The sequence below is a fragment of the uncultured Algibacter sp. genome, assembly GCF_963976535.1.
GTDB lineage: Bacteria > Bacteroidota > Bacteroidia > Flavobacteriales > Flavobacteriaceae > Algibacter_B.
Map to the genome: position 1 here is coordinate 1 of NZ_CAXBLF010000036.1, position 22725 is coordinate 22725.

The 22725-nt window shown below is 33.3% G+C and carries 21 protein-coding genes; 12 read left to right on the forward strand and 9 right to left on the reverse strand.

Annotation, left to right across the window (positions count from 1 at the left end; all coding sequences use genetic code 11):
* Nucleotides 1–167 precede the first annotated feature (167 nt).
* Both AAC024_RS10485 and meaB read left to right on the forward strand, forming a co-directional pair.
* Nucleotides 168–722 (forward strand): DUF2911 domain-containing protein, encoded by a 555-nt coding sequence (locus tag AAC024_RS10485; protein ID WP_339895339.1) that lies wholly within the window; start codon nt 168–170, stop codon nt 720–722.
* A gap of 53 nt (nt 723–775) precedes the next feature.
* Nucleotides 776–1852, forward strand: a complete 1077-nt coding sequence (meaB, locus tag AAC024_RS10490) for a methylmalonyl Co-A mutase-associated GTPase MeaB (protein ID WP_339895340.1) — start codon at nt 776–778, stop codon at nt 1850–1852.
* Here the strand turns inward: meaB and AAC024_RS10495 are convergent.
* From AAC024_RS10495 to mnmA, 6 genes are all read right to left on the reverse strand, one after another.
* A complete protein-coding gene (locus AAC024_RS10495; protein WP_339895341.1) occupies nt 1842–2417 on the reverse strand; it encodes a phosphatase PAP2 family protein in 576 nt (191 codons plus the stop codon). The genes meaB and AAC024_RS10495 overlap by 11 nt on opposite strands.
* Before the next feature lie 130 nt (nt 2418–2547).
* The gene (locus AAC024_RS10500) at nt 2548–2775 is read right to left on the reverse strand and encodes a hypothetical protein (protein WP_339895342.1); all 228 of its coding nucleotides are present in this window, start codon (nt 2773–2775) and stop codon (nt 2548–2550) included.
* A 157-nt stretch (nt 2776–2932) separates the two neighbouring features.
* Nucleotides 2933–3202, reverse strand: a complete 270-nt coding sequence (locus AAC024_RS10505) for a four helix bundle protein (RefSeq protein ID WP_339895343.1) — start codon at nt 3200–3202, stop codon at nt 2933–2935.
* 33 nt (nt 3203–3235) lie between these two features.
* The gene (locus AAC024_RS10510) at nt 3236–4621 is read right to left on the reverse strand and encodes an MATE family efflux transporter (RefSeq protein ID WP_339895344.1); all 1386 of its coding nucleotides are present in this window, start codon (nt 4619–4621) and stop codon (nt 3236–3238) included.
* A 282-nt stretch (nt 4622–4903) separates the two neighbouring features.
* Nucleotides 4904–5845: a nitronate monooxygenase gene (locus tag AAC024_RS10515; protein ID WP_339895345.1), complete on the reverse strand. Its 942-nt coding sequence runs from the start codon at nt 5843–5845 to the stop codon at nt 4904–4906.
* A gap of 21 nt (nt 5846–5866) precedes the next feature.
* Nucleotides 5867–7054: a tRNA 2-thiouridine(34) synthase MnmA gene (gene mnmA / locus AAC024_RS10520; RefSeq protein WP_339895346.1), complete on the reverse strand. Its 1188-nt coding sequence runs from the start codon at nt 7052–7054 to the stop codon at nt 5867–5869.
* 178 nt (nt 7055–7232) lie between these two features.
* Between mnmA and AAC024_RS10525 the strand changes: the two genes are divergently transcribed.
* Nucleotides 7233–8216 (forward strand): fasciclin domain-containing protein, encoded by a 984-nt coding sequence (locus AAC024_RS10525; protein WP_339895347.1) that lies wholly within the window; start codon nt 7233–7235, stop codon nt 8214–8216.
* A gap of 83 nt (nt 8217–8299) precedes the next feature.
* Here the strand turns inward: AAC024_RS10525 and AAC024_RS10530 are convergent, their stop codons facing one another.
* The 3 genes from AAC024_RS10530 to AAC024_RS10540 form a co-directional block, all read right to left on the reverse strand.
* Entirely contained in the window at nt 8300–9004 is a 705-nt protein-coding gene (locus tag AAC024_RS10530) for a toxin-antitoxin system YwqK family antitoxin (RefSeq protein WP_339895348.1), read from the reverse strand.
* 244 nt (nt 9005–9248) lie between these two features.
* Nucleotides 9249–11135, reverse strand: coding sequence for a membrane protein insertase YidC (gene yidC, locus AAC024_RS10535; RefSeq protein WP_339895349.1), 1887 nt, complete (start codon nt 11133–11135; stop codon nt 9249–9251).
* 76 nt (nt 11136–11211) lie between these two features.
* Complete coding sequence (locus AAC024_RS10540) at nt 11212–12858, reverse strand: CTP synthase (protein WP_339895350.1); 1647 nt, start codon at nt 12856–12858, stop codon at nt 11212–11214.
* A gap of 603 nt (nt 12859–13461) precedes the next feature.
* Here AAC024_RS10540 and AAC024_RS10545 point away from each other — a divergent pair.
* The 9 genes from AAC024_RS10545 (at nt 13462) to arsB (ending at nt 22573) form a co-directional block, all read left to right on the forward strand.
* Nucleotides 13462–13833 (forward strand): metalloregulator ArsR/SmtB family transcription factor, encoded by a 372-nt coding sequence (locus AAC024_RS10545; RefSeq protein ID WP_339895351.1) that lies wholly within the window; start codon nt 13462–13464, stop codon nt 13831–13833.
* An 11-nt stretch (nt 13834–13844) separates the two neighbouring features.
* Nucleotides 13845–14456 (forward strand): mercuric transport protein MerTP, encoded by a 612-nt coding sequence (gene merTP / locus AAC024_RS10550; RefSeq protein ID WP_339895352.1) that lies wholly within the window; start codon nt 13845–13847, stop codon nt 14454–14456.
* Nucleotides 14449–16146: a mercury(II) reductase gene (gene merA, locus AAC024_RS10555; protein ID WP_339895353.1), complete on the forward strand. Its 1698-nt coding sequence runs from the start codon at nt 14449–14451 to the stop codon at nt 16144–16146. Before merTP ends, merA begins: the two co-directional genes overlap by 8 nt.
* A gap of 233 nt (nt 16147–16379) precedes the next feature.
* Nucleotides 16380–18020, forward strand: coding sequence for an acetolactate synthase large subunit (locus AAC024_RS10560; protein WP_339895354.1), 1641 nt, complete (start codon nt 16380–16382; stop codon nt 18018–18020).
* Between the two features lie 272 nt (nt 18021–18292).
* Nucleotides 18293–19678 carry an aldehyde dehydrogenase family protein gene (locus AAC024_RS10565; RefSeq protein ID WP_339895355.1) on the forward strand — a complete coding sequence of 462 codons (1386 nt, stop codon included), beginning with the start codon at nt 18293–18295 and terminating at the stop codon, nt 19676–19678.
* A gap of 111 nt (nt 19679–19789) precedes the next feature.
* A complete protein-coding gene (locus AAC024_RS10570) occupies nt 19790–20122 on the forward strand; it encodes a metalloregulator ArsR/SmtB family transcription factor (protein WP_339895356.1) in 333 nt (110 codons plus the stop codon).
* Nucleotides 20123–20170: 48 nt separating this feature from the next.
* On the forward strand, nt 20171–20686 hold the full coding sequence (locus AAC024_RS10575) for a DUF6428 family protein (protein WP_339895357.1): 516 nt from the start codon (nt 20171–20173) through the stop codon (nt 20684–20686).
* A 20-nt stretch (nt 20687–20706) separates the two neighbouring features.
* Nucleotides 20707–21342, forward strand: a complete 636-nt coding sequence (locus AAC024_RS10580; protein WP_339895358.1) for a protein-tyrosine-phosphatase — start codon at nt 20707–20709, stop codon at nt 21340–21342.
* Nucleotides 21343–21517: 175 nt separating this feature from the next.
* Entirely contained in the window at nt 21518–22573 is a 1056-nt protein-coding gene (arsB, locus tag AAC024_RS10585; protein WP_339895359.1) for an ACR3 family arsenite efflux transporter, read from the forward strand.
* Nucleotides 22574–22725: the final 152 nt, after the last annotated feature.

Below are 22725 nucleotides of genomic sequence, written 5' to 3' on the forward strand. Positions count from 1 at the left end.
GCGAGAAAAAAAACAACAGAGTAATCAAATTACAGTAAGAGTCTCCGTTTGCATCCGTCATCCGTCATCTGTCATTTCACCCTCCACAACAAAGCTAAATAAATGACGTTTGTATTTTACTAGTTATATCATTTAAATTATCTTTACACCTTATAAAATTGCGATATATGAACACCTTTTTAAAACGCGTCTTAATTCTATTAACACTAATAGCATTAGGGCTATTTTTATATTCTACTTTTGTGGAAAATATTTTCGCAAAACGATTGAGTCCTAAAGACACTGTAGAATTTAAATTAAACGATTTAAAACTAAAAGTGTTTTATAATAGACCCTATAAAAAAGAACGTGAAATTTTTGGCGCCCTAGTACCTTTTAATCAAGTATGGCGAACAGGAGCGAACGAAGCTACCACATTCGAAACCAATAAACCTTTAGAAGTAAAAGGTATGCTATTAGCCGCTGGGAAATATACACTATGGACAGTTCCTAAAGATTCAACATGGAGTGTTATATTTAATTCCAAACAATACTCATGGGGTGTTAATGCCGAAATGATACCTATGTGGGATCCTAATTACGATGCCATAAACATTGAAGTGCCTGTGCATAAATTAGAAAACCATGTTGAGCAGTTTACCATTGCTTTTGATAATTCTACAGATCATCTGTTTTTAACTATGGCTTGGGATGATGTAAAAGTTGCAGTTCCGCTTAAATAAGTTTACAGTCAAATAGGAATAAAATCGTAAATTAGAAAAACATTTGTGCATTAGTGGCAAAAAAAAGTAAATCCGCATTAAAAGAAAAAAAAGGAGTTTCTATTTCAGAAATCACCAATGCATCTTCAATTAAATCCATTAAAGAAAAACGCAAAGCAGAGATTGATGTTGACACTCTAGTTAAATCCATTTTAAAAAAAGATATCACTGCTTTAAGTAGAGCTATTACTTTAATTGAAAGTAAAAATCCCAAGCATAAAGATTTGGCAAGTTTAATTTTAAAAAGCTGCTTGCCTCATGCCAATAAATCTATTAGAATTGGTATAACAGGAGTGCCAGGAGTTGGAAAAAGCACTTTTATTGAAGCCTTTGGAAAACATTTAACTTCTCTTGAAAAACACGTTGCTGTTCTGGCTATAGATCCCAGTAGCACTATTACAAAAGGTAGTATTTTGGGTGATAAAACCCGAATGGAAGATTTAGTAAAAGATAAAAACGCTTTTATTCGTCCGTCTGCTTCTGGTGATTCGCTTGGAGGTGTAGCTAGAAAAACCAGAGAAACTATCATTTTATGTGAAGCTGCAGGTTTTGATGTTATTATTATAGAAACCGTTGGTGTAGGGCAAAGTGAAACTACCGTGCACAGTATGGTAGATTTCTTTTTACTCTTAAAATTGGCTGGTGCTGGTGATGAGCTACAAGGCATAAAACGCGGTATTATTGAAATGGCAGATACTATTGCTATTAATAAAGCTGATGGCGATAACTTAAAAAGAGCAAAACTTGCTAAAGTAGAGTTTAATAGAGCGCTTCACCTCTACCCTGAAAAATCGTCAAATTGGCAACCTAAAGTGACACTATGTAGCGCTATTAAAAATGAAGGCATTGATGTTATTTGGAACATTATTTTAGATTATATTAGAACGACTTCAAAGCATGATTTCTTCAATAAAAAACGACATGAACAGAACAAATTTTGGCTCATTCAAACTATAGAAGATCAATTAAAATCTGATTTCTTCAACACACCAAAAATTAAAAAAGAATTAGCTAATCAATTACAACTTATTGAAAATAATCAAACAACGCCGTTTGTAGCTGCCGACTATCTTTTGAAACTCAAAATCTAATATTTAAAAACCTTTTCAATAAATACTTAGTCAATTTATAAAACATAAATCCAGATATAGCGCCAAAGGTCATTCCGCATATTATATCCAATGGGTAATGCACACCAACATAAATTCTGCTATAAGCCACTATAGCACTCCAAAACAGTAAAATAAAAATTAAGTTTTTGTAATAAGGTTTCAACATTAAGCCCGCAAAAACTGCTGCTGCCATTGTATTAGATGAATGCCCAGAGAAAAACCCATATTTCCCACAACGCACAGCAATAAATCGAATTTCATCAGCTAATTCATCTACACCACAAGGTCTTGACCTCATAAATGTGCGTTTAAAAACGTTCGTTATTTGATCTGTAAAGGTTATCATTAAGGCTATAACAATTACAAAAATCAACAACGCTTTTAATCCGAAATTTTTATAAAGAAGAAATAATAAAAGCGCATATAAAGGGATAAATGCTAACTTATTGGTAATAATCAACCACAAACCATCCCAAGTCGTTGAACCAAGATTGTTTAAAAACAAGAATAATTCGGTATCGTATTGTAAAAGCTGTTCAATCATATAATTGTATTTGGGCGTTACCCAAAAGGGTCGGGCTTTACATTACAATCTTTTTTGTTTGTCACCTTGAGCGCAGTCGAAAGGTCTTTATAAAAACAAAAAAGGATTTCCACTGCAATCCCTAACGCAATTACTCGTCGTATTTAGCTACTTCATTATCATAAAAGGCAGTAGCTTCCTTTATGGCATTTTCAGTTTCTGTTTCTAATTCCTCCTGATCTTCAGCATCAAAATCTTCAAACCACTCTACAGTATCATTTTCAAGATTAATTATAAATCTAGGAAATTCGGTATGAACAACATAAATAGCATTCGGGAATTGGGTATTATCACCAAGTATAAATTTTGGTAGTGTCATGTATTAAGTTTTAAGTTATAAGTGTCTTAAGTGAGCTAAAGTTATAGATCAGACTCCGTAAAAACACTTCATTTTATAATTTATGTGCTATAGAAGTAAAAATAGCCAAAAGTTCTTTAGCTTCTTTTCTTATATCCTTCAAATTCATATTATTTATTCATTTTAATTCTTCAATTATTTCTAACCAATAATCTGTCTCACTAGCTTCGCCTAAGCTAATCTTTATTTTATTTTTAAAATCTCTAGGGCTTCTAGACCAATTAACCTCTCTATAATTAGCTCCAATACTTGTTCCAGATTTAGTTAGCTGATTTCTCAATACTAAAGCCTCGGTAGTATTTGGTAAGCTTACTGATAAATTTATAATGTCGATAGCAAACATAACCGTTCTTTTCTCTAATTGTACTGCAAACTCTTTGTTAGTCATTTTCTTTTTTGAACTTTAAATACTTCAGGTACTTTAGTTCACTTTTAACTCTTCTGAAATTAATCTTTTAGTTAAATAATTAAACCTTATATACAATAAAATTGCTGCTGTAGTTAAACCTGCAAGAAGTCCTAACCAAATTCCAAAACTACCATAAGCATCTTCTTTTCCCAAAAACCAACTTATTGGAAATCCTACCAACCAATACGATATAAACGTAATTATAGTCGGGATTTTAACATCTTGCAATCCACGTAATGCGCCAAGGACTAATACTTGAATGCTATCGCTTATTTGAAAAATTGCAGCCGCGATTAATAATTTTGAAGCTATACTTACAACCTCTTTATTATCAATTAGGTTTTCAGCATCATCATAATCTACATATATTTTCGGCAAATAATCGTGCAACACAAAGAAAATTAATGCAAAACCAATAGCCATTAGTGTACCCATTAAGAATAAAGAAAAGGCAATTCTACGCAATTCAAAATAAGCTTTTAAGCCCTTTTGATTACCTACGCGAACCATAGCTGCAACGCTAAGTCCTATGGCTACCATAAACGTCATTGAACTTAAATTTAAAGCAATTTGATTTGCTGCTTGTGGGTTTTTACCTAGCAAACCACTAAGCCAAATGGCTGCAGTAAAAATGGCGACTTCAAAAAACATTTGCATAGCACTAGGCGCACCTAAATTGATTATTTTTTTCAACATCAACGTATCAAGTACAAAGAACTTGATATTAGTAACAAACGCTTTAGATTTTTCTTTCCCTTTTAATAAAACCCATAAATACCAAACCATTATAATTCTTGATGCGAGCGTGCCATAAGCTGCACCAACAATTCCTAATTCCGGAAAACCAAACTTTCCAAAAATCAATAAATAATTTAAAATTATATTTATAATATTAGCTATTAGCGTAGCATACATAGGGTATTTGGTCATTGATAAACCATCACTAAATTGTTTAAACCCCTGAAAAATGATTAATGGAATTAATGAAAATGCAACCAATTCTAAATACGGTATGGCTAGCTCAACAACCTCAACGGGCTGTTTCATTAAATACATTAAAGGTTTAGCAAATAATAATAATAAAAACAAGAGTACCCCTAAAACCGTGCATAAAAACAAACCATGTTTAAATGATGATTTGCCACGAACAAAATCTTGAGATGAATCTGCTTCTGCAATTAAAGGCGTAATCGCAGTAGAAAAACCAATCCCTAAAGACATGGCAATAAACATAAAACTATTACCTAAAGATACTGCAGCTAACTCTGCGGTACCTAATTGACCAACCATAATGTTATCAACAAAACTAACAAAGGTATGCCCAAGCATACCCAACATTACAGGTGCAGCAAGTTGCCAATTGTATTTAAACTCTTTAGTATAATTGCTAATTTGCATTTAGCAAAAGTAAACTTTACACATTATTTTTTAGAGATTTGATAATTTTCTTTTAGCAAAAAAGACTAATTAACAAATGTTAATAACTAACTCTGGTTTTTGTTTTATTATGTAGTATTTTTTATACTTTCGTAATGCTATTAAAAGCATTCTCTCAAATATTTAATAGCATAAATAGAAACATTTAGCTTTATTTATAGGGGTTTCAAATTAACGCTTTAGGTTTCTAAATGAAAAAGAGGAAAATAAATTTCCTCTTTTTCTATTTTATGAACTATTCTTTTAAAGGTTTGAAATGTTTTTTTTTGACGCTTCAAACTCTTTAACAATATCTTTTACAATTTTTGCAACGGGCTTAATATCATGAATCAATCCAGAAATTTGACCAATTTCTAACTCGCCTTCCTCTAAATCACCTTCAAACATACCACGTTTAGCTCTTGCTCTACCTAGTAATTCTCTAAGCTGTTCAATTGTTGGCGTTGTTTTATATAAATCTTGAACTTGATTATAGAAATCGTTTTTTATCAACCTAACAGGCGCTAATTCTTTTAGTGTTAATTGTGTATCGCCTTCTTTAGATTCAACAACCATTTGTTTAAATGCAACATGAGCGGAACTTTCTTCACTAGCCACAAACCTACTTCCAATTTGAACCCCATCGGCTCCTAAAATCATGGTGGCCAACATCGCTCTACCAGTAGCAATACCTCCCGCAGCTATTAAAGGAATTTGAATGTGTTCCTTCACCATTGGAATAAGCGTAAGTGTTGTAGTTTCATCTCTCCCGTTATGTCCACCAGCTTCAAAACCTTCAGCAACAATGGCATCAACTCCTGCTTCTTGGGCTTTTAAAGCAAACTTAACACTGCTCACAACATGCACAACTGTAATGCCTCTTTCTTTTAACCAGGACGTCCATGTTTTAGGATTCCCTGCTGAAGTAAAAACAATTTTTACACCTTCCTCAACTATAATATCCATAATCTCTTGGATGTTAGGATATAACATAGGAACATTAACCCCAAAAGGTTTGTCTGTTGCCTTTTTACATTTTTGAATGTGCTCACGTAACACCTCCGGATACATAGAACCTGCTCCAATAAGACCAAGAATTCCTGAGTTGCTAGATGCAGATGCTAATCGCCATCCACTATTCCAAATCATTCCTGCTTGAATAATAGGATACTTTATTTTGAAAAGCTTTGTAATTCTGTTTGACATTGAATTGAATATATATTAAAATTATGAAATTACTCCCGAACCTATGAGCTCATCACCAATATACCAAGCTACAAATTGCCCTTCTGTTATTGCAGACTGAAATTCTTCAAATTCAACATACAATCCACTATCAACTTTATGCAAAATGGCTTTTTGTAAAGGTTGTCTATATCTAATTCTAGCTAAAACTTCCATAGTTTCATCTATTTGAAGTTTTAAATCTTCTCTAACCCAATGCAATTCTTCATTGGAAACAAATAAAGCTTTCTTAAAAAGCCCGGGATGCGCTTTTCCTTGTCCTGTATAAATCACATTCTCTACAACGTCTGTATCAATTACAAATAAAGGTTCTACGGTTCCTCCAACAGCAAGTCCTTTACGTTGACCTTTAGTAAAATAATGCGCCCCTTGATGTTTACCAACTATTTCGCCATAGTCAACTTTATAATCAATTTTACGAGATAGATATTTTAATTTTTCTTCTGCAGAATTAAATTCAGTTTCAACGTGTCTAAAAACGTCTTGCTCTTTTGAAACTTCAACAATAACACCTTCTTTTGGTTTCAATTGTTGTTGTAAAAAATCTGGTAACTTAACTTTCCCTATAAAACATAACCCTTGCGAATCCTTTTTTTCTGCAGTTACTAAGTCTAGTTTTGTAGCAATTTCTCTTACTTCAGGTTTTGTTAATTCACCTATAGGAAATAAAGCCTTAGATAACTGTTGTTGAGATAACTGACATAAAAAATACGATTGATCTTTATTATCATCAGCTCCTGCTAAAAGCTGATAAACTTTTTTATTATCTTTCTCAATAACGCCTTTTCTGCAATAATGACCAGTGGCCACATAATCGGCACCAAGTTCTAGTGCAATTTTCATAAACACATCAAACTTAATCTCTCTATTACAAAGCACATCAGGATTTGGTGTTCTTCCTTTTTTATATTCATGAAACATATAATCAACAATGCGTTCCTTATATTGTTCACTTAAATCAACTGTTTGAAACGGAATACCAAGCTTTTCTGCTACTAACATAGCGTCATTGCTATCATCTAACCACGGACACTCATTAGATATAGTCACCGAGTCATCATGCCAGTTTTTCATAAACAAGCCAATTACCTCGTAGCCTTGCTCCTTTAATAAATAAGCCGCAACGCTAGAATCTACACCACCAGAAAGCCCAATAATTACACGTTCCATTCCTGAAAAATTAGTTCACAAAGATACATATTATACTACTATTTAAATACTAATTACTATTTCTTATGAATCGATGAAATACACTTTTGTTTAACATTAACATAAATTTATTAAACAATACTTGTTATTTTGTTTAATTATTTTGTATTTTTGTTAAACAAATAAAAAACTTGAAAAAATGAAAACATTTAATTCTTTGAAAAAATTAGCAGTAATCATCATAGCAATGATTGCATTTACATCATGTAGTAATGATGATGACAACTCAACACCAACGCCAGATCCTTTAAACATAGTGGAGACAGCGCAGTCTGTTGGTGATTTAAGTATTTTAGTGGATGCCGTAATACAAGCTGGTCTAGTGGATGCCTTAACTGCTTCTGGAGACAAAACAGTATTAGCTCCAACAAATGCAGCATTTACAGCATTTTTGGCCGCTAAAGGATTCAATGCTTTATCTGAAGTACCAAATGACGTTTTAACACAAATTTTATTAAACCACGTAATTGGTGGAGCTAACATACCATCTTCTGCACTTATTGGTAATACAGGTTATACCAATACCTTAGCAGATGGTCCAAACGAAACAAAATTAAGTTTATACTACAACGGTACTGCTGGTGTGGTATTTAATGGTAGCGCTAAAGTAGAAACTCCAGACGTGTCTACTTCAAATGGTATAGTTCATATTATTGATAAAGTAATTGATTTGCCAACAATTGCCACATTCGCCACTACAAATGATGCATTGTCAACTTTAGTTAGCGCATTAGTATATGCAGATACGGGCTCTCCAACAGTACCATATATTGCTACTGTTTCTGATGCAACAGCAGGACCATTTACAGTTTTTGCTCCTACAAATGATGCTTTCCGGTCATTGTTAACGGAATTAGAAGTAAGTGCGCTTACAGATATAGCAACAGCAACTGTTGATGCTGTTTTATTAAATCACATTGTTAATGCGAATGTTCAATCTAGTGGATTAACGAGTGGTGAAGTGCCTACTTTAGGAGGTCCAATTACCGCAGATGCAACTGCTTTTACATTAACAGATGGAAACGATAGATTAAGTAATATAGTTACTTCTTTGGTAGATATACAAGCTACTAACGGCGTAGTTCACGTTATAGACCGTGTATTACTTCCAGCTTCTGAATAAAAAATTAGTTTGGTTTGTTGATTGTAGGCAAACGCTAGTAATTCCCACTAAAATTTGTCTATGAAAAAGAGCGCCTTAAGTAATTAAGGCGTTTTTTTAATGTATTTAGGCTTATAAGTATAGTCTTTTTCATCAACTAATTTACTGTTTTCATAGTACTTCCAAATACCATCTTTTTCACCTCTTTTATATTGACCTTCAGATAATAACTCGGCTTTGGGATTATAGAATTTAGCTGCACCATGTAACTCACCATTTTCATAAATGTATTCCTTTAACTTAATATTTTTAACAGAATACCATTGTGATATGCCTTCCAATTTACCATTTATATAGTTTTGTTTTTCTGCTATTTGCCCATTTGGATAATACACTAAACGCTCCCCTATTAATTCACCGCTATCATTATAATGTTCAAGTATTAGCAGTTGGTCTGAGTTTTGTTGATAGTATTTCCAGGTACCTATATATGTTTTACCATCCATATTACCTTCACTAATCACTTTTCCATTAGATGCTAAAAATTTAACCTCAGCTATTTTATTATTTTCATTAAATAATTTAGTAGCCGATAGAATGGCTTTCTTTTTATAGTTCTTATAAAATTTAAACAACCCAATTTCTTTTCCATGTAAAAACTGCCCTTCATACCTAATAATATTGGTGTCTTCAAAATTCTTTTTCCAAACACCATGACGCTTTCCGTTAGCGTCAAACTGATTAAAATCTTGTGCAAATATGAAGCTACAAGTCATTAAAAAAAACAATAAACTATAAAATCTTTTCATTTTGAATTTTGATTGTATCGCTTTCGCGGAAATTGTACCAATTTAATTTTAAAATATCGTATTAATAATTTGAGGTTATATTGGTATTGTACCTAGTAAACGAATAAACTATAAATTTGTTATAGCAAAAAAGCTGCCAAATAATGTTCTTGACAGCTTTTTATATTTACCCTTCCGTCTTTCATCCCTTTATTTCGGGATGAAATCCGCCTTCCCTTCAAAGGGAAGGAGTTTTCCTATAGAATTATTTACGTTTTTGTTGCGCTTGTTTTTGCTTTTCTGCCTGCTCCATCATATCAGCCATTTTCTTTTGGAAACGTCCTTGTTTTTTAGGCTTCTTTTTCTTCTCTTGCATCTCAGCATGAATTTTATCTTCATCAAGAATAAAGTTTTTAATCACTAAGATAATTCCAATACTAATTAAGTTTGAAACAAAGTAATATAAACTTAAACCAGAAGCATAATTATTAAAGAAAAACAACATCATAATTGGAGAGAAATACATCATGTACTTCATCATTTTACCCATATCTGGCATCCCTTCCTGCTGTGGTTGCGATTGCATATTCTGACCCGTAGTTAAACGCATATAGAAGAAAATAGCTACTGAAGCTAATATTGGGAACAAACTTACGTGATTACCATACCAAGGAATATCAAATGGCAAGTTTGCAATAACATCATAAGATGATAAATCTTTTACCCAAAGAAACGATTTTTGTCTCAAATCGAACGCTGATGGAAAAAATTGGAACAAGGCATAAAATACTGGCAACTGAACTAAAGCTGGTAAACATCCTGCCATAGGGCTTGCTCCTGCTTTGGTTTGCAACGCCATAGTTTCTTGTTGCGCTTTCATTTTATTATCCTTGTGTTTTTCTCTAATGGCATCCAATTCAGGTTTTAAAATTTTCATTTTTGCCTGAGATAAAAACTGCTTGTACTGCACAAATGATAATAATATCTTCACTAAAATAGTCATCACCACAATGGCAATGCCATAAGGCATAAACCCGCCTAAAAAGCCAAAAAGTGGCATAAAAATGTATCGGTTTATCCAACCAAATAATCCCCAACCAAATGGTACTAATTCATCTAAGTTTCTATTATAAGTATCAAGAACTTTAAAATCACTCGGGCCGTAATACCAATCCATCGCTTGATTGATTTCTCCACCTTGTAATTCTAATGGTATTGTAGTTGCAAAACTTTTAGTATATACTGTATCTATAGTTTCATCTTTAACTAAATTTTCAGTTTTTACTCTTACGTTTTTAAAACGCGTATCTGTTAATAACACGGAAGAGAAGAAATGCTGCTTATAGCCAATCCAAGAGACATCTTTTATATCGTCTTCACCATCTCTAGTGTAATCCGCTTTTCCATCTTCGTAATCATAATGAATATCAGTATATCTGTTTTCATAAGAAATACTTTTAGCATTACGAAACCCTTTAAGTTTCCAGTCTAAATTAATGCCTTGAGAACTATTAATAACATTGCTTAAACCTTGAGAACGGATAGCAAAGTCTATCATATAATCGCCTTCTTTCAACTCATAGCGATATTCTAAAAACTGGCTTTCAGAAACTTTAAGTTTCATAGAAACAACAGTGATATCAGCATTTTTGGTTACTGAAGGTACAAATGGTAAATCTTTCGTATTAAGAATTCGACTGTCAGTTGTTCCAAAATTAATATTGAAAGAAGCATTATTATCCTTAATCATATAGATTGGAATAGAATCGTAATCAACAAATTGTTTTAATCGCACTTCAGAAAGATAGCCACCTTTGTTATTAAACTTAAGGGCTAACAAATCACTTTCAACAACCGTTTCTTTACTAGTTGATTGTATAGCCGAATATGCAAAAGCGCCTAATTTATTTTTTAACTGAACGATTTGAAGAGAATCTGCACCAGAACCAATAGCATAATCCTCAGCAGTAGTCACTAACGTTTGCTCTTGCTCTTTAACTTTTTGTTCAGTTTCAACTTGTTCTTGTTTGGCTTTTTCTTGAGCTTCAATTTCTTCTGGCGAAGGTTGATTTTGCCAAAGCATATATGCTAGAATTCCGAAAATAAGCACGAAGCCAATAATCGTATTAATATCTAATTTTTTTTCTTCCATCTATTCTCTCGTGTCGTTTAAAAAATATTCCTGTGTAAGCAGGAATTAAAATAGCTTAGCAATAAGCTAACCATTTTTATTTTTGTGCCATAGTGGCATTATTTTTCTTTTTCTTTTTCATATGATTTAATGAAGCTTTTACAAAAGCCACAAAAAGTGGATGCGGATTCGCTACTGTACTTTTATATTCAGGATGATACTGTACACCAATAAACCAAGGGTGATCTGGAATTTCTATAATTTCTACTAATCCCGTATCTGGATTTAAACCTGTTGCAATCATACCAGCAGCTTCAATCCTTTCTTTATAGTCTCCATTAAACTCATAGCGGTGTCTGTGACGCTCTGAAATACTTTCAGCTTTATAAATATCACGAACAGCACTTCCCACTTTCAAGTTGCATGCCCAAGCACCTAAACGCATAGTTCCACCTTTATCAGTAATATTTTTTTGTTCTTCCATTAAATCAATTACAGGATTGTTTGTGCTTGCATCCATTTCTGTAGAAGCAGCATCAGTAATTCCCAAAACATTTCTAGCAAATTCTATAACTGCCATTTGCATCCCTAAACAAATTCCTAAAAAAGGCACGTTGTTCTCTCTTACATATTGCACCGCATCAATTTTACCATCAATACCGCGTTCACCAAAACCTGGAGCTACCAATACACCATCTAAATGTCCTAATTTTAATTTTGCATTGTCTTTGTTTATATATTCTGAATGTACAGATTCTACGTTTACTTTAACTTCATTTTCCGCACCAGCGTGAATAAAAGCTTCTAAAATAGACTTATATGAATCTTGCAACTCTACATATTTTCCAATTAAACCAATAGTAACTTCAGTTTTAGGGTTTTTATGACGATGTACAAACTGATTCCATTGTTCTATATCGGGTTTTGTACTTTTTAAGTTTAACTTTTCAAGAACCACCTTATCTAACCCTTCTTCCAACATTAAGTTTGGCACATCATAAATGGTAGATGCATCAATAGATTCGATAACAGCTTCTTCTTTTACATTACAAAATAAAGCTAACTTTCTACGTAAGTCTTTTGGCAAATGATGCTCAGTTCTACACACTAAAATATCGGCTTGCACGCCACTTTCCATCAACGTTTTTACACTGTGTTGCGTAGGTTTAGTTTTTAACTCGCCCGCCGCAGATAAATAAGGCACTAAAGTTAAATGAATAACAATACCGTTATTTTCACCTAAATCCCACCGTAATTGACGCACGGCTTCTATATATGGCAACGATTCAATATCACCAACTGTTCCACCAATTTCAGTAATTACGATATCATAGTTACCAGAATTACCTAAAATTTGAACACGTTCTTTTATTTCATCAGTAATATGAGGAACTACCTGTACCGTCTTTCCTAGAAATTCACCACGACGCTCTTTTTGAATGACGCTTTGGTAAATTCTTCCAGTAGTAACGTTGTTTGCTTGACTTGTTGGCCGGTTTAAAAAACGCTCATAATGTCCTAAATCTAAGTCAGTTTCTGCACCATCCTCGGTTACATAGCATTCCCCATGCTCGTATGGATTTAAAGTTCCTGGATCTACATTAATGTAAGGATCTAATTTTTGGATAGTTACTCTGTAGCCTTGAGCTTGGAGCAATTTAGCAAGAGATGCTGCTATGATTCCTTTTCCTAGGGATGATGTAACCCCACCGGTTACAAATATGTATTTTGCTGTAGTTGTCATGTTGCGCTTATAAACGCAGGCAAATTTACAAAATTAAAACAGTTATTAGGGAATTGTTTTTAGTTATTTAAAAGGTTTTATAAACTACTTTTCAACTACATTAAAACGATTGAAATAGTAAGGATGAAAACGAACAAAAGCTTAAACTTAGTAATCTTTTTTAAAAAGAAAATGAGTTTAGCTAAAGTTTTAAAATAAAAATCTGGGTGGTGTTTTTTTACTTTGCAAATAAATTCCACTAACTTGCTAACGACTTATTTAAGTCATTAAAGCAACGCCATATCAATTAAAAATTTCTTGAAGCCAACTATCCCCGAGGCAAACCATAGGGGTACCAGCCTGCCGACTGGCAGGTTTAGCCAGCTTCATTTTAGCCTTTTCGGTTTTTCCCAATACTCAAATCCAACGCTCAAAAAACCAAAAGAGCAAAATTTTTCCAAAATTCGAAATTATATAATTAAGTATTTGCTTAAATACGTAATTAATTATATATTTGTACCTATATAGCATATCTTATGAAACTTCCATAACGAGTTTTTGATACTCGAGGTGATGATTATATGGAAGCTACATGTAACCAATAAAAAACAATAATATAGACACATGAAATTAGAAATAACCTGTACAAGAGTGGAAGCTAACCAAAAACAGTTACAAAACTGTATGGAGACTTTAGATAAAATAGAAGGAAGTTTTCAAAAAATGACAAAACTATTATCCATTGCTGGGAACGATGTAAGATTGAAAATTCTATTTCTTTTAAATATGGAAAACGAATTATGTCCTTGCGATTTAGCTGACATTTTAGGGATGAGTGTTCCTGCAGTTTCACAGCACATCCGTAAAATGAAGGATGCAGGAATAATCGCTTCAAGACGTGATGGGCAAACCTTATACTATTCTCTAAACGAGGATGAAACCGATATTTTGAATAGCATTTTTAAGTCAATCAAATTAGAACGAAAAACAGCATAAATTTTATAATAATGAGTATGGAAAAAACATCTAAAAATGCAGCTTATACAGGGTTATTTGCTGCTGTAGCAGCATCATCCTGCTGTATTCCTCCAGTTATTGCGCTAATTGCTGGAGTTGGAGGAAGTGCTTCCGCTTTATCATGGATGGAACCATTTAGACCCTATTTAATTGGTTTAGCCATAGTAGCAATTGGCTATGCGTGGTATAATTATTTAAAGACCAAAAAAGCAGAAGATTGTTGTGAGGTAGATGCAAAACCAAAGTGGTATCAAACCAAAGGCTTTTTAATAGGTATTACTTTGTTTGCAGCCATTTCAATTAGCTTTCCATATTATGCACACATCTTTTATCCCAATACTAACAACAAGGAAGTGATTGTGGTCAGTGAAGCCAATGTGGAAACCCTAAACTTTAATATTGAAGGGATGACCTGTAGTGGTTGTGAAGCACAAGTTGAAAACGAAGTGAATAAACTTTCTGGGATTATTTCTGTTTCGGCAAGCTATGACAATGAAAATGCCACAGTCACTTTTGATAAATCAAAAACGTCTACAGAGGACATAGAAAAGGCAATAAACTCTACTGGCTACCAAGTAATAAATAAAGTAAAAGATGAGTAATAAAACAATAGTTCTAAATATTGATGGAATGACCTGTAGTGGTTGTTCTTCTCATATTGAAAAAGATTTGAACGGTACAGACGGAATTATTAGTAGCACTGTAAATCACGAAACAGGAGAAGGCAAATTTGTTTTTAATGCAAATAAGATAAGCAATCAAGATGTTATTAATGCGGTAAATAATGTAGGTAATTATTCCGTTGTTGATAACGTAAAAAAAGAAACAACTGTTGTTTCAAATTCGGAGAATACGACTATAAAAGATAGTTCAAGTGATAAAAGCGATTACGATTTAATTATCATAGGTGGTGGTTCTGCAGCATTTTCAGCAGCGATAAAAGCTGAAAGTTTAGGACTTACAACACTAATGGTAAATGGCGGGTTAGATTTTGGTGGTACTTGTGTAAATGTAGGATGTGTGCCTTCAAAAAACTTAATTAGAGCAGCTGAAACGGCATATCACGCTACACATTCTAATTTTAAAGGTATTAAACCTAAAGGAGTTGATATAGATTTTAAGCAAATCATTAAAGATAAAAAAGAGTTGGTTTCGGCATTACAGCAACAAAAATATATGGATGTTGTAAGTGATTTTGAAAATCTAACAATGCTAAAAGGTTGGGCAGAATTTGTAGATAATAAAACGATTCTTGTGGATGAAAAAGATAAATACACTGCAACTAACATTGTTATAGCAACAGGAGCAACAACCAACATTCCAAACATTGAAGGCTTAAATGAGGTTGGCTATTTAACCAATGTGTCTTTATTCGATTTAGAAGAACAACCAAAAAGCTTAACCATAATGGGTGCTGGTTATATTGGATTGGAAATAGCTCAAGCCTATAGCAGATTGGCTGTGAAAGTTCGAATCATTGAATTTACCGATAGACCTTTAAGAAGTGAAACCGAAGATATTACTGATGTTCTCGTGGCTCAATATGAAAATGAAGGTATTGAAGTATTACCAAATTTTAGAGCCTTTAAATTTGAAAAAGAAGGAGATAACACGATTATCCATTGCAAATGTCCAGACGGAACTACAACGCAACTTATTGAAAAAGGCAAGATTTTAGTAGCTACAGGCACAAAACCAAATACCTCTAAATTAGGTCTTGAAAATATTGATATCAACTTAACCAAAAGAGGTCACATCATAGTTAACGAAAAAATGGAAACTAATATTTCCAATATTTATGCAGCTGGTGATGTAACAAACACACCGCCTTTTGTTTATACAGCAGCAACCGAAGGAAGTACAGCAGTTTCAAGCGCCTTTACTGAAGAAAATAAAACTGTAGATTATTCATCTTTACCTTGGGTTGTATTTACAGATCCTCAAATTGCAGGTGCAGGTATAGATGAAGTAGAAGCCGAAAAATTAGGCATCTCTTTTGAAGTATCAAAATTAGATTTAATTCACGTCCCTAGAGCTTTGGCTGCGCAAGACACAAGAGGTTTTATAAAATTAATTCGTAATACGGAAACGGATAAATTGATCGGTGCACGAGTCATAGCACCAGAAGGCGGCGAACTGATACAACAATTAAGTATGGCTATTAAGTTTGGTATTACAGTAAAAGATTTGGCTGAAAGCTTTTATCCATATTTGACAATGGGAGAGGGCATCAAATTAGCTGCAATTACTTTTGGAAAAGACGTTTCTAAATTAAGTTGTTGTGCAAGTTAATATTAAAATAAAGCCTCAAAATTACAATTATGAATACCTGTTAATAAAATGTTCTTGAGTTAAATTAAAAGTGTTTATTTTTATAATATAAACTGTAAGCTAAATGTTATGCAAACTACGATATTTTATAGAACTCATCTTGACTTTTTGTTTTTAACCGAAAATGAGAAGAAATTTGTTCAGATTCTAAAATTCTAGTTTCCACTGTAAACGATTAATTCAATAAAAAGAGTATGAAAGCATCTGATTTATTTATAAAAGCATTAGAAAACGAAGGCGTTGAATATATTTTTGGAATACCGGGTGAAGAGAATCTCGATTTTCTGGATTCCATGAAAGATTCTAAAATTAAGCTCATATTAACTCGCCATGAACAAGGTGCTGGATTTATGGCCGCAACCTATGGCCGATTAACCGGAAAACCAGGAGTATGTCTTTCTACTTTAGGTCCTGGAGCAACTAATTTTACAACACCTGCGGCTTATGCTCAATTGGGTGCAATGCCCATGATGATGATTACTGGGCAAAAACCGATTAAAAAATCAAAACAAGGGCGTTTTCAAATTGTCGATATTGTTGAGTTAATGAAACCGATAACTAAATATACGCGACAAATAGTCAATGGAAATAATATTCCAGCTATGGTTAGAGAAGCATTTCGTTTGGCTATCGAAGAACGACCTGGTGCAGTACATTTAGAACTACCTGAAGACATTGCAGCAGAGCATTGTGAAGATAGAATTTTTGAAGTAGTTGGACATAGAAGACCTGATGCTGATGAGTTAGCCATTCGAGAGGCGGTTAAAATGATTGAATCTGCAAAAATGCCTTTATTATTGATAGGAGCTGGAGCAAACAGAAAAAGAACAGGTAAGGCGCTCACCGAATTTATAGAACAAACTGGTATTCCGTTTTTTAATACCCAAATGGGTAAAGGTGTTGTAGATGAACGTCATGCTCAATTTTTAGGAACTGCTGCCCTTTCATCCCACGACTTTTTACACTGTGCAATTATTAAAGCCGATTTAATTATAAACGTTGGTCATGATGTGATTGAAAAACCACCTTTTTTTATGGAGGAAGGTGGCACGAAGGTGATTCATGTTAACTTTTTTCCAGCACAGGTAGATGAAGTTTATTTCCCACAATTAAATGTTATAGGTGACATCGCTTCTTCTGTAGAGCATCTAACATCACATATAATCAATAAAACCCATTGGGATTTTTCATATTACAACGACATAAAGAAGGACGTAGAAAGTCATTTAGCCAAATATTCTAAAGACAACCGCTTTCCTCTGCTACCGCAACGCTTGGTACATATTGTTCGATCTGTTTTGCCAGAAGATGGCATTGTAACTTTAGATAATGGTGTGTATAAAATTTGGTTTGCTCGAAATTATAAATGCTACCAACATAACACCATGTTGTTGGATAATGCTTTGGCAACTATGGGAGCAGGATTGGCTTCTGCAATGTGTGCTAAACTGATATACCCTAAGAGAAAAGTGATTTCTGTTTGTGGAGATGGTGGATTTATGATGAACTCACAGGAATTGGAAACAGCAGTTCGGTTAGGATTAAACTTAGTAGTTATTATTTTGAATGATGGGGCGTACGGAATGATAAAATGGAAACAAGAAGGCATGGGGCTTGATAATTTTGGTTTAGACTATCAAAACCCAGACTTCGTGAAATATGCCGAAAGTTACGGAGCACATGGGCATAGACCCACATGTGATGAAAATTTTAATGAGGTCTTATCAGGATGTTTAAATACTGATGGTGTTCACATTATTGATTTGCCTATAGATTACTCACTTAATCATTCAATACTCAATGTTTTATTAAAAGAAAAAACCTGCGAATTATAAATATATGGTTTTACCCTTATTTTAATGGACAGATTCATTCTCCGTGTCCTTTGTGCCTCGCCTTTGAGTTCTTTGTGGTTAAATGAACATTGCCGAACTAACCACAAAGGGCACCAAGTTTTGCACAAAGTTCACAGAGTTTTTAAAAGGTGTACTAAGCAATCGAAGTTTCAGTACACCATCCATTTCCACTAAATTCGTGGTAGAACCAAATATATACTAAACAATTTTCTAATAATTTGTTTTCTACAAACTGCTAAAAAATATTAATTATGTTACAAATAAAATCACCTTACAATTTAAGTCTCATCAAGGAAATTCCTTTAGTTGGAAAAGTTGAAGTTGAAAAAGCACTTTCAACAGCTTACGACTTATTTCAAAATCAATCTAAATGGATAGTTCCGCATAAGCGTATTGCAATTTTAAAAAGAGCAGCTGCCATTATGGAAACCAGAATTGATGAATTAACTAAAACTGCAACGCAAGAAGGCGGGAAACCTTTAGTAGATTCTAAAATTGAAGTATTAAGAGCCATTAATGGTGTGCAAATTGCTTCAGAACATATTGGACAATTAAAAGGAGAACAAATCCCGATGGGATTAACAAAAGCCTCAGAAAATCGTTTGGGTTTTACTACTCGCGAACCAATTGGAGTCGTCAGTTCTATAAGTGCTTTTAATCATCCTTTAAATTTAATTGTTCATCAAGTAATAACAGCTATTGCAGCTGGTTGCCCAGTTATTATTAAACCCGCACTTACAACGCCTTTATCTTGTTTAGCTTTAGTGGATATATTGAAAGAAGCTGGCTTGCCAGATGGTTGGTGCCAAGCCATAATTTGTGAAAATGAAGCTGCTGAAGTTTTAGTTACTGATAAGCGAATTAATTATTTCTCTTTTATAGGCTCTTCAAAAGTAGGCTGGTATTTAAAATCAAAATTAGCACCAGGTACAAGGTGCGCTTTAGAACATGGTGGAGCAGCACCAGTGATTGTTGAAAAGGATGCAGATTTAAGTGAATTGTTACCATCATTATTAAAAGGTGGTTTTTATCATGCAGGACAAGTTTGTGTTTCGGTGCAACGTGTTTTTGTTCATGAATCAATTTGCGAGGATGTTGCTAATAAATTAGCTGAAATGGCGAGTAAATTAGTAGTTGGTAATCCAATGGATTCATCAACAGAAGTTGGACCACTAATTTTACCAAGAGAAGTAAATCGCGTAGAAGAATGGGTAAATGAAGCTGTACTAGGAGGAGCAAAAGTGTTAACTGGAGGAAAAAGAATATCAGACACCTGTTATGAACCTACAGTATTGTTAAATCCGCCATTAAATGCAAAAGTTTCTACATTAGAAATTTTTGGCCCTGTAGTTTGTGTGTATTCATACGACGATAGAGACAAAGCAATTAAAATTGCCAACAGTTTAGATGTTCATTTTCAAGCAGCAGTTTTTACAAAAAATTTAGATGTCGCTTTAGACTGTGTCAAAAAATTAAACGCCACAGCTGTAATGGTTAACGACCATACGGCCTTTCGGGTAGATTGGATGCCTTTTGGTGGTAGAGATGCATCTGGTTTCGGGATGGGAGGTATTCAATACTCAATGCAAGAAATGACAAGAGAAAAGCTAATGGTTATAAAAAGTAATGTCATATAAAAATTATGTTTAGCAACACAAAAAGAAGATAATTATTATTAAAAAAGCAAAGAATTATTTTTTTAATGCTACTATTAATCGTAATATTGCAATGAACTAATAAAAGATAAAATGGGATTAGCTAAAACCGAAATGTTTACCGACCAACAAAATGAAATTGCGCTTTTTGCGAAAGTTTTTGGGCATCCTGCGAGAGTCTCAATTTTACAGCACTTGTTTGAAATTGATTCTTGTGTTTGTGGAGATTTAGTTAACGAAATTGGATTAGCGCAACCTACGATTTCACAACATTTAAAAGAACTGAAACATTTAGGTTTAATAAAGGGAAATGTGGAAGGTACAAGTGTTTGCTACTGCATCCATAAAGAAAATTGGACAGCAATGAAAACGGTAATGACAGAATTTCTTAATCAAGACCTAACTAAAAAGCAAGATTGCTGTTAAAAAAATTTGAATACATTAATCGCATAATCGCAATAAACAAATATAGTTATGAAGTTATCACAAGCAAAATCAGCATTAAAAGAATTGAAAACTATAGGATTTCAATTACCTGATGGCAATTTAGTGCCCAATCACTTCCACGTTACAGAAGTTGGTAAAATCACAAAACATTTTATTGATTGTGGTGGAATTGTAAGAAATGAAGAAGTAGTAAACTTTCAACTTTGGGATGCAAACGACTATGACCATAGGTTGCATCCAGAAAAGCTATTGAATATCATCCAACTTTCTGAAAAGGTTTTAAAAATAGAAGATTTAGAAATCGAAGTAGAATATCAAGCAGAAATCGAAGATTCGCAAACACAAAAAAATCAAACTAACAATAGTTTGCAAACGATTGGAAAATTCGGACTTGATTTTGACGGAAAAAATTTCTTACTGACTTCTAAACAAACCGATTGTTTAGCAAAAGACCAATGTGGAATACCAACAGAAAAATCCAAAGTAAAATTGTCTGATTTGAATGATGAACCTTGTTGTTCACCAGATGGAAATTGTTGTTAAAAAATATAAACTTCAAAAAAATGACAACAGCACAATCCACCCTATTTTCACAAATAGAAAAATTAATTAAGGAATTAAATCCTCAATCTATTTCAGATGAACGTAAAGCAATTTTACAACCGCTAACTGATTTTATTCAGTCAAAAGCCTCAATTCATCAAGAAATTCGAATCAACTTTATCTGTACTCACAATTCACGAAGAAGTCATTTATCACAAGTGTGGGCACAAACAATGGCTAACTATTTTAATATTAAAAATGTGTTTTGTTATTCTGGCGGAACAGAAGCTACAGCCTTGTTTCCGATGGTTGCAAATACTTTGCAAAATTCAGGTTTTCAGATAAAAATGATTTCAGAAGGAAACAACCCTGTTTACAGCATTAAATATGCAGATAACGCGCATCCAATTATCGGGTTTTCTAAAAAATTAGATGATGATTTTAACCCAAAATCTGAATTTGCAGCAATTATGACATGCGATTCAGCGAATGAAGCGTGTCCATTTGTTCCGGGTGCAGAAAAACGCATTCCAATAACTTTTGAAGACCCAAAAGTATTTGACAACACACCTCAACAGGCTGAAAAATATAAGGAAAGAAGCCTTCAAATTGCAACAGAAATGAAATATATTTTTTCAAAAATAAATATCAAATAAGATATGGGGAGAAATATATATCTCTCTCTAATGATAATGATAGGAATCATCTCTATTGTAACATTCAAACGCTTTGATATAGGACAAGGAAACAATTGGTTATACCTAATGATTTCGGGAGTTTTAGGATTTCTTTTTATGTTTTTTTCAATCAAAAACCAAACCAATAAATAAAATGGCATCAAATAAAAAAAAATTAAGTTTTCTTGACAATTACTTAACCCTCTGGATATTTTTAGCAATGGCTGTTGGAGTTGGACTTGGGTATTTTATCCCAACGTTTCCAAATATCATAGACTCATTTAGTAGCGGAACAACCAATATCCCCATTGCAATCGGTTTAATATTAATGATGTATCCACCTTTGGCAAAAGTCAATTATGCGCTCTTACCAAAAGTTTTTAGAAACACAAAAATCTTATCTATTTCACTTATTCTAAATTGGATAATTGGTCCAGTTTTAATGTTTGTATTAGCCATTACCTTTTTACGCGATTATCCCGAATATATGGTCGGATTAATTTTGATTGGTTTGGCACGTTGTATTGCCATGGTTTTGGTATGGAACGACCTCGCAGAAGGAAGTAGCGAATATGGAGCAGGCTTGGTTGCATTAAACAGCATTTTTCAAGTGTTTGCATACAGTTTTTATGCGTGGATTTTTATAACGGTACTTCCACCCTATTTTGGATTTGATGGTGCTATAGTAGATTTTTCCATTGGAACAATTGCAGAAAGTGTAGCTATTTATTTAGGTATTCCTTTTGTAATGGGAATTTTAAGCAGACTAATTTTAGTAAAATTAAAAGGCGAAGAATGGTACACAAAGAAATTTATTCCGACTATTTCGCCAATAACTTTAATTGCACTTTTATTTACAATTGTGGTTATGTTCTCGCTAAAAGGAGAATTGATTGTGGAAATTCCAATGGATGTTCTGATTATTGCCGTTCCTTTATTGATCTATTTTACATTAATGTTTATTATCGGATTTTTCGTTACCAAAGCAACAGGAGCTGAATACGATAAGACAGCGGCAGTAGCTTTTACGGCAGCAGGAAATAATTTTGAATTGGCAATTGCAGTAGCGATTGCAGTTTTCGGACTGAATTCAGGACAAGCATTTGCAGGAGTCATTGGTCCATTAGTTGAAGTGCCTGCTTTGATTTTATTGGTTCGCGTTTCCTTTTGGTTACGGAAAAAATATTACGGAAAAGTCAACCTACAATAAATGGAAATAAAAAATAGCGCGTAAGTGCTAAAACAAAAGAATTAATAAAATTTAAAGGTTAGTGCGAAAAAAAACCGTTTTAAACAATGATGCCTGAACAATTAATATGACTTCATAATTATTTAAAGTAAAATGATAAAAATTGGAGTAGA

What these genes read in the sequence shown, in the direction of transcription:
- AAC024_RS10485 (WP_339895339.1), top strand. Translation starts at nt 168, where the DNA reads ATGAACACCTTTTTAAAACGCGTCTTAATTCTATTAACACTAATAGCA.
- AAC024_RS10495 (WP_339895341.1), bottom strand. Translation starts at nt 2,417, where the DNA reads ATGATTGAACAGCTTTTACAATACGATACCGAATTATTCTTGTTTTTA.
- AAC024_RS10500 (WP_339895342.1), bottom strand. Translation starts at nt 2,775, where the DNA reads ATGACACTACCAAAATTTATACTTGGTGATAATACCCAATTCCCGAAT.
- AAC024_RS10505 (WP_339895343.1), bottom strand. Translation starts at nt 3,202, where the DNA reads ATGACTAACAAAGAGTTTGCAGTACAATTAGAGAAAAGAACGGTTATG.
- AAC024_RS10510 (WP_339895344.1), bottom strand. Translation starts at nt 4,621, where the DNA reads ATGCAAATTAGCAATTATACTAAAGAGTTTAAATACAATTGGCAACTT.
- AAC024_RS10515 (WP_339895345.1), bottom strand. Translation starts at nt 5,845, where the DNA reads ATGTCAAACAGAATTACAAAGCTTTTCAAAATAAAGTATCCTATTATT.
- mnmA (WP_339895346.1), bottom strand. Translation starts at nt 7,054, where the DNA reads ATGGAACGTGTAATTATTGGGCTTTCTGGTGGTGTAGATTCTAGCGTT.
- AAC024_RS10525 (WP_339895347.1), top strand. Translation starts at nt 7,233, where the DNA reads ATGAAAACATTTAATTCTTTGAAAAAATTAGCAGTAATCATCATAGCA.
- AAC024_RS10530 (WP_339895348.1), bottom strand. Translation starts at nt 9,004, where the DNA reads ATGAAAAGATTTTATAGTTTATTGTTTTTTTTAATGACTTGTAGCTTC.
- yidC (WP_339895349.1), bottom strand. Translation starts at nt 11,135, where the DNA reads ATGGAAGAAAAAAAATTAGATATTAATACGATTATTGGCTTCGTGCTT.
- AAC024_RS10540 (WP_339895350.1), bottom strand. Translation starts at nt 12,858, where the DNA reads ATGACAACTACAGCAAAATACATATTTGTAACCGGTGGGGTTACATCA.
- AAC024_RS10545 (WP_339895351.1), top strand. Translation starts at nt 13,462, where the DNA reads ATGAAATTAGAAATAACCTGTACAAGAGTGGAAGCTAACCAAAAACAG.
- merTP (WP_339895352.1), top strand. Translation starts at nt 13,845, where the DNA reads ATGAGTATGGAAAAAACATCTAAAAATGCAGCTTATACAGGGTTATTT.
- merA (WP_339895353.1), top strand. Translation starts at nt 14,449, where the DNA reads ATGAGTAATAAAACAATAGTTCTAAATATTGATGGAATGACCTGTAGT.
- AAC024_RS10560 (WP_339895354.1), top strand. Translation starts at nt 16,380, where the DNA reads ATGAAAGCATCTGATTTATTTATAAAAGCATTAGAAAACGAAGGCGTT.
- AAC024_RS10565 (WP_339895355.1), top strand. Translation starts at nt 18,293, where the DNA reads ATGTTACAAATAAAATCACCTTACAATTTAAGTCTCATCAAGGAAATT.
- AAC024_RS10570 (WP_339895356.1), top strand. Translation starts at nt 19,790, where the DNA reads ATGGGATTAGCTAAAACCGAAATGTTTACCGACCAACAAAATGAAATT.
- AAC024_RS10575 (WP_339895357.1), top strand. Translation starts at nt 20,171, where the DNA reads ATGAAGTTATCACAAGCAAAATCAGCATTAAAAGAATTGAAAACTATA.
- AAC024_RS10580 (WP_339895358.1), top strand. Translation starts at nt 20,707, where the DNA reads ATGACAACAGCACAATCCACCCTATTTTCACAAATAGAAAAATTAATT.
- arsB (WP_339895359.1), top strand. Translation starts at nt 21,518, where the DNA reads ATGGCATCAAATAAAAAAAAATTAAGTTTTCTTGACAATTACTTAACC.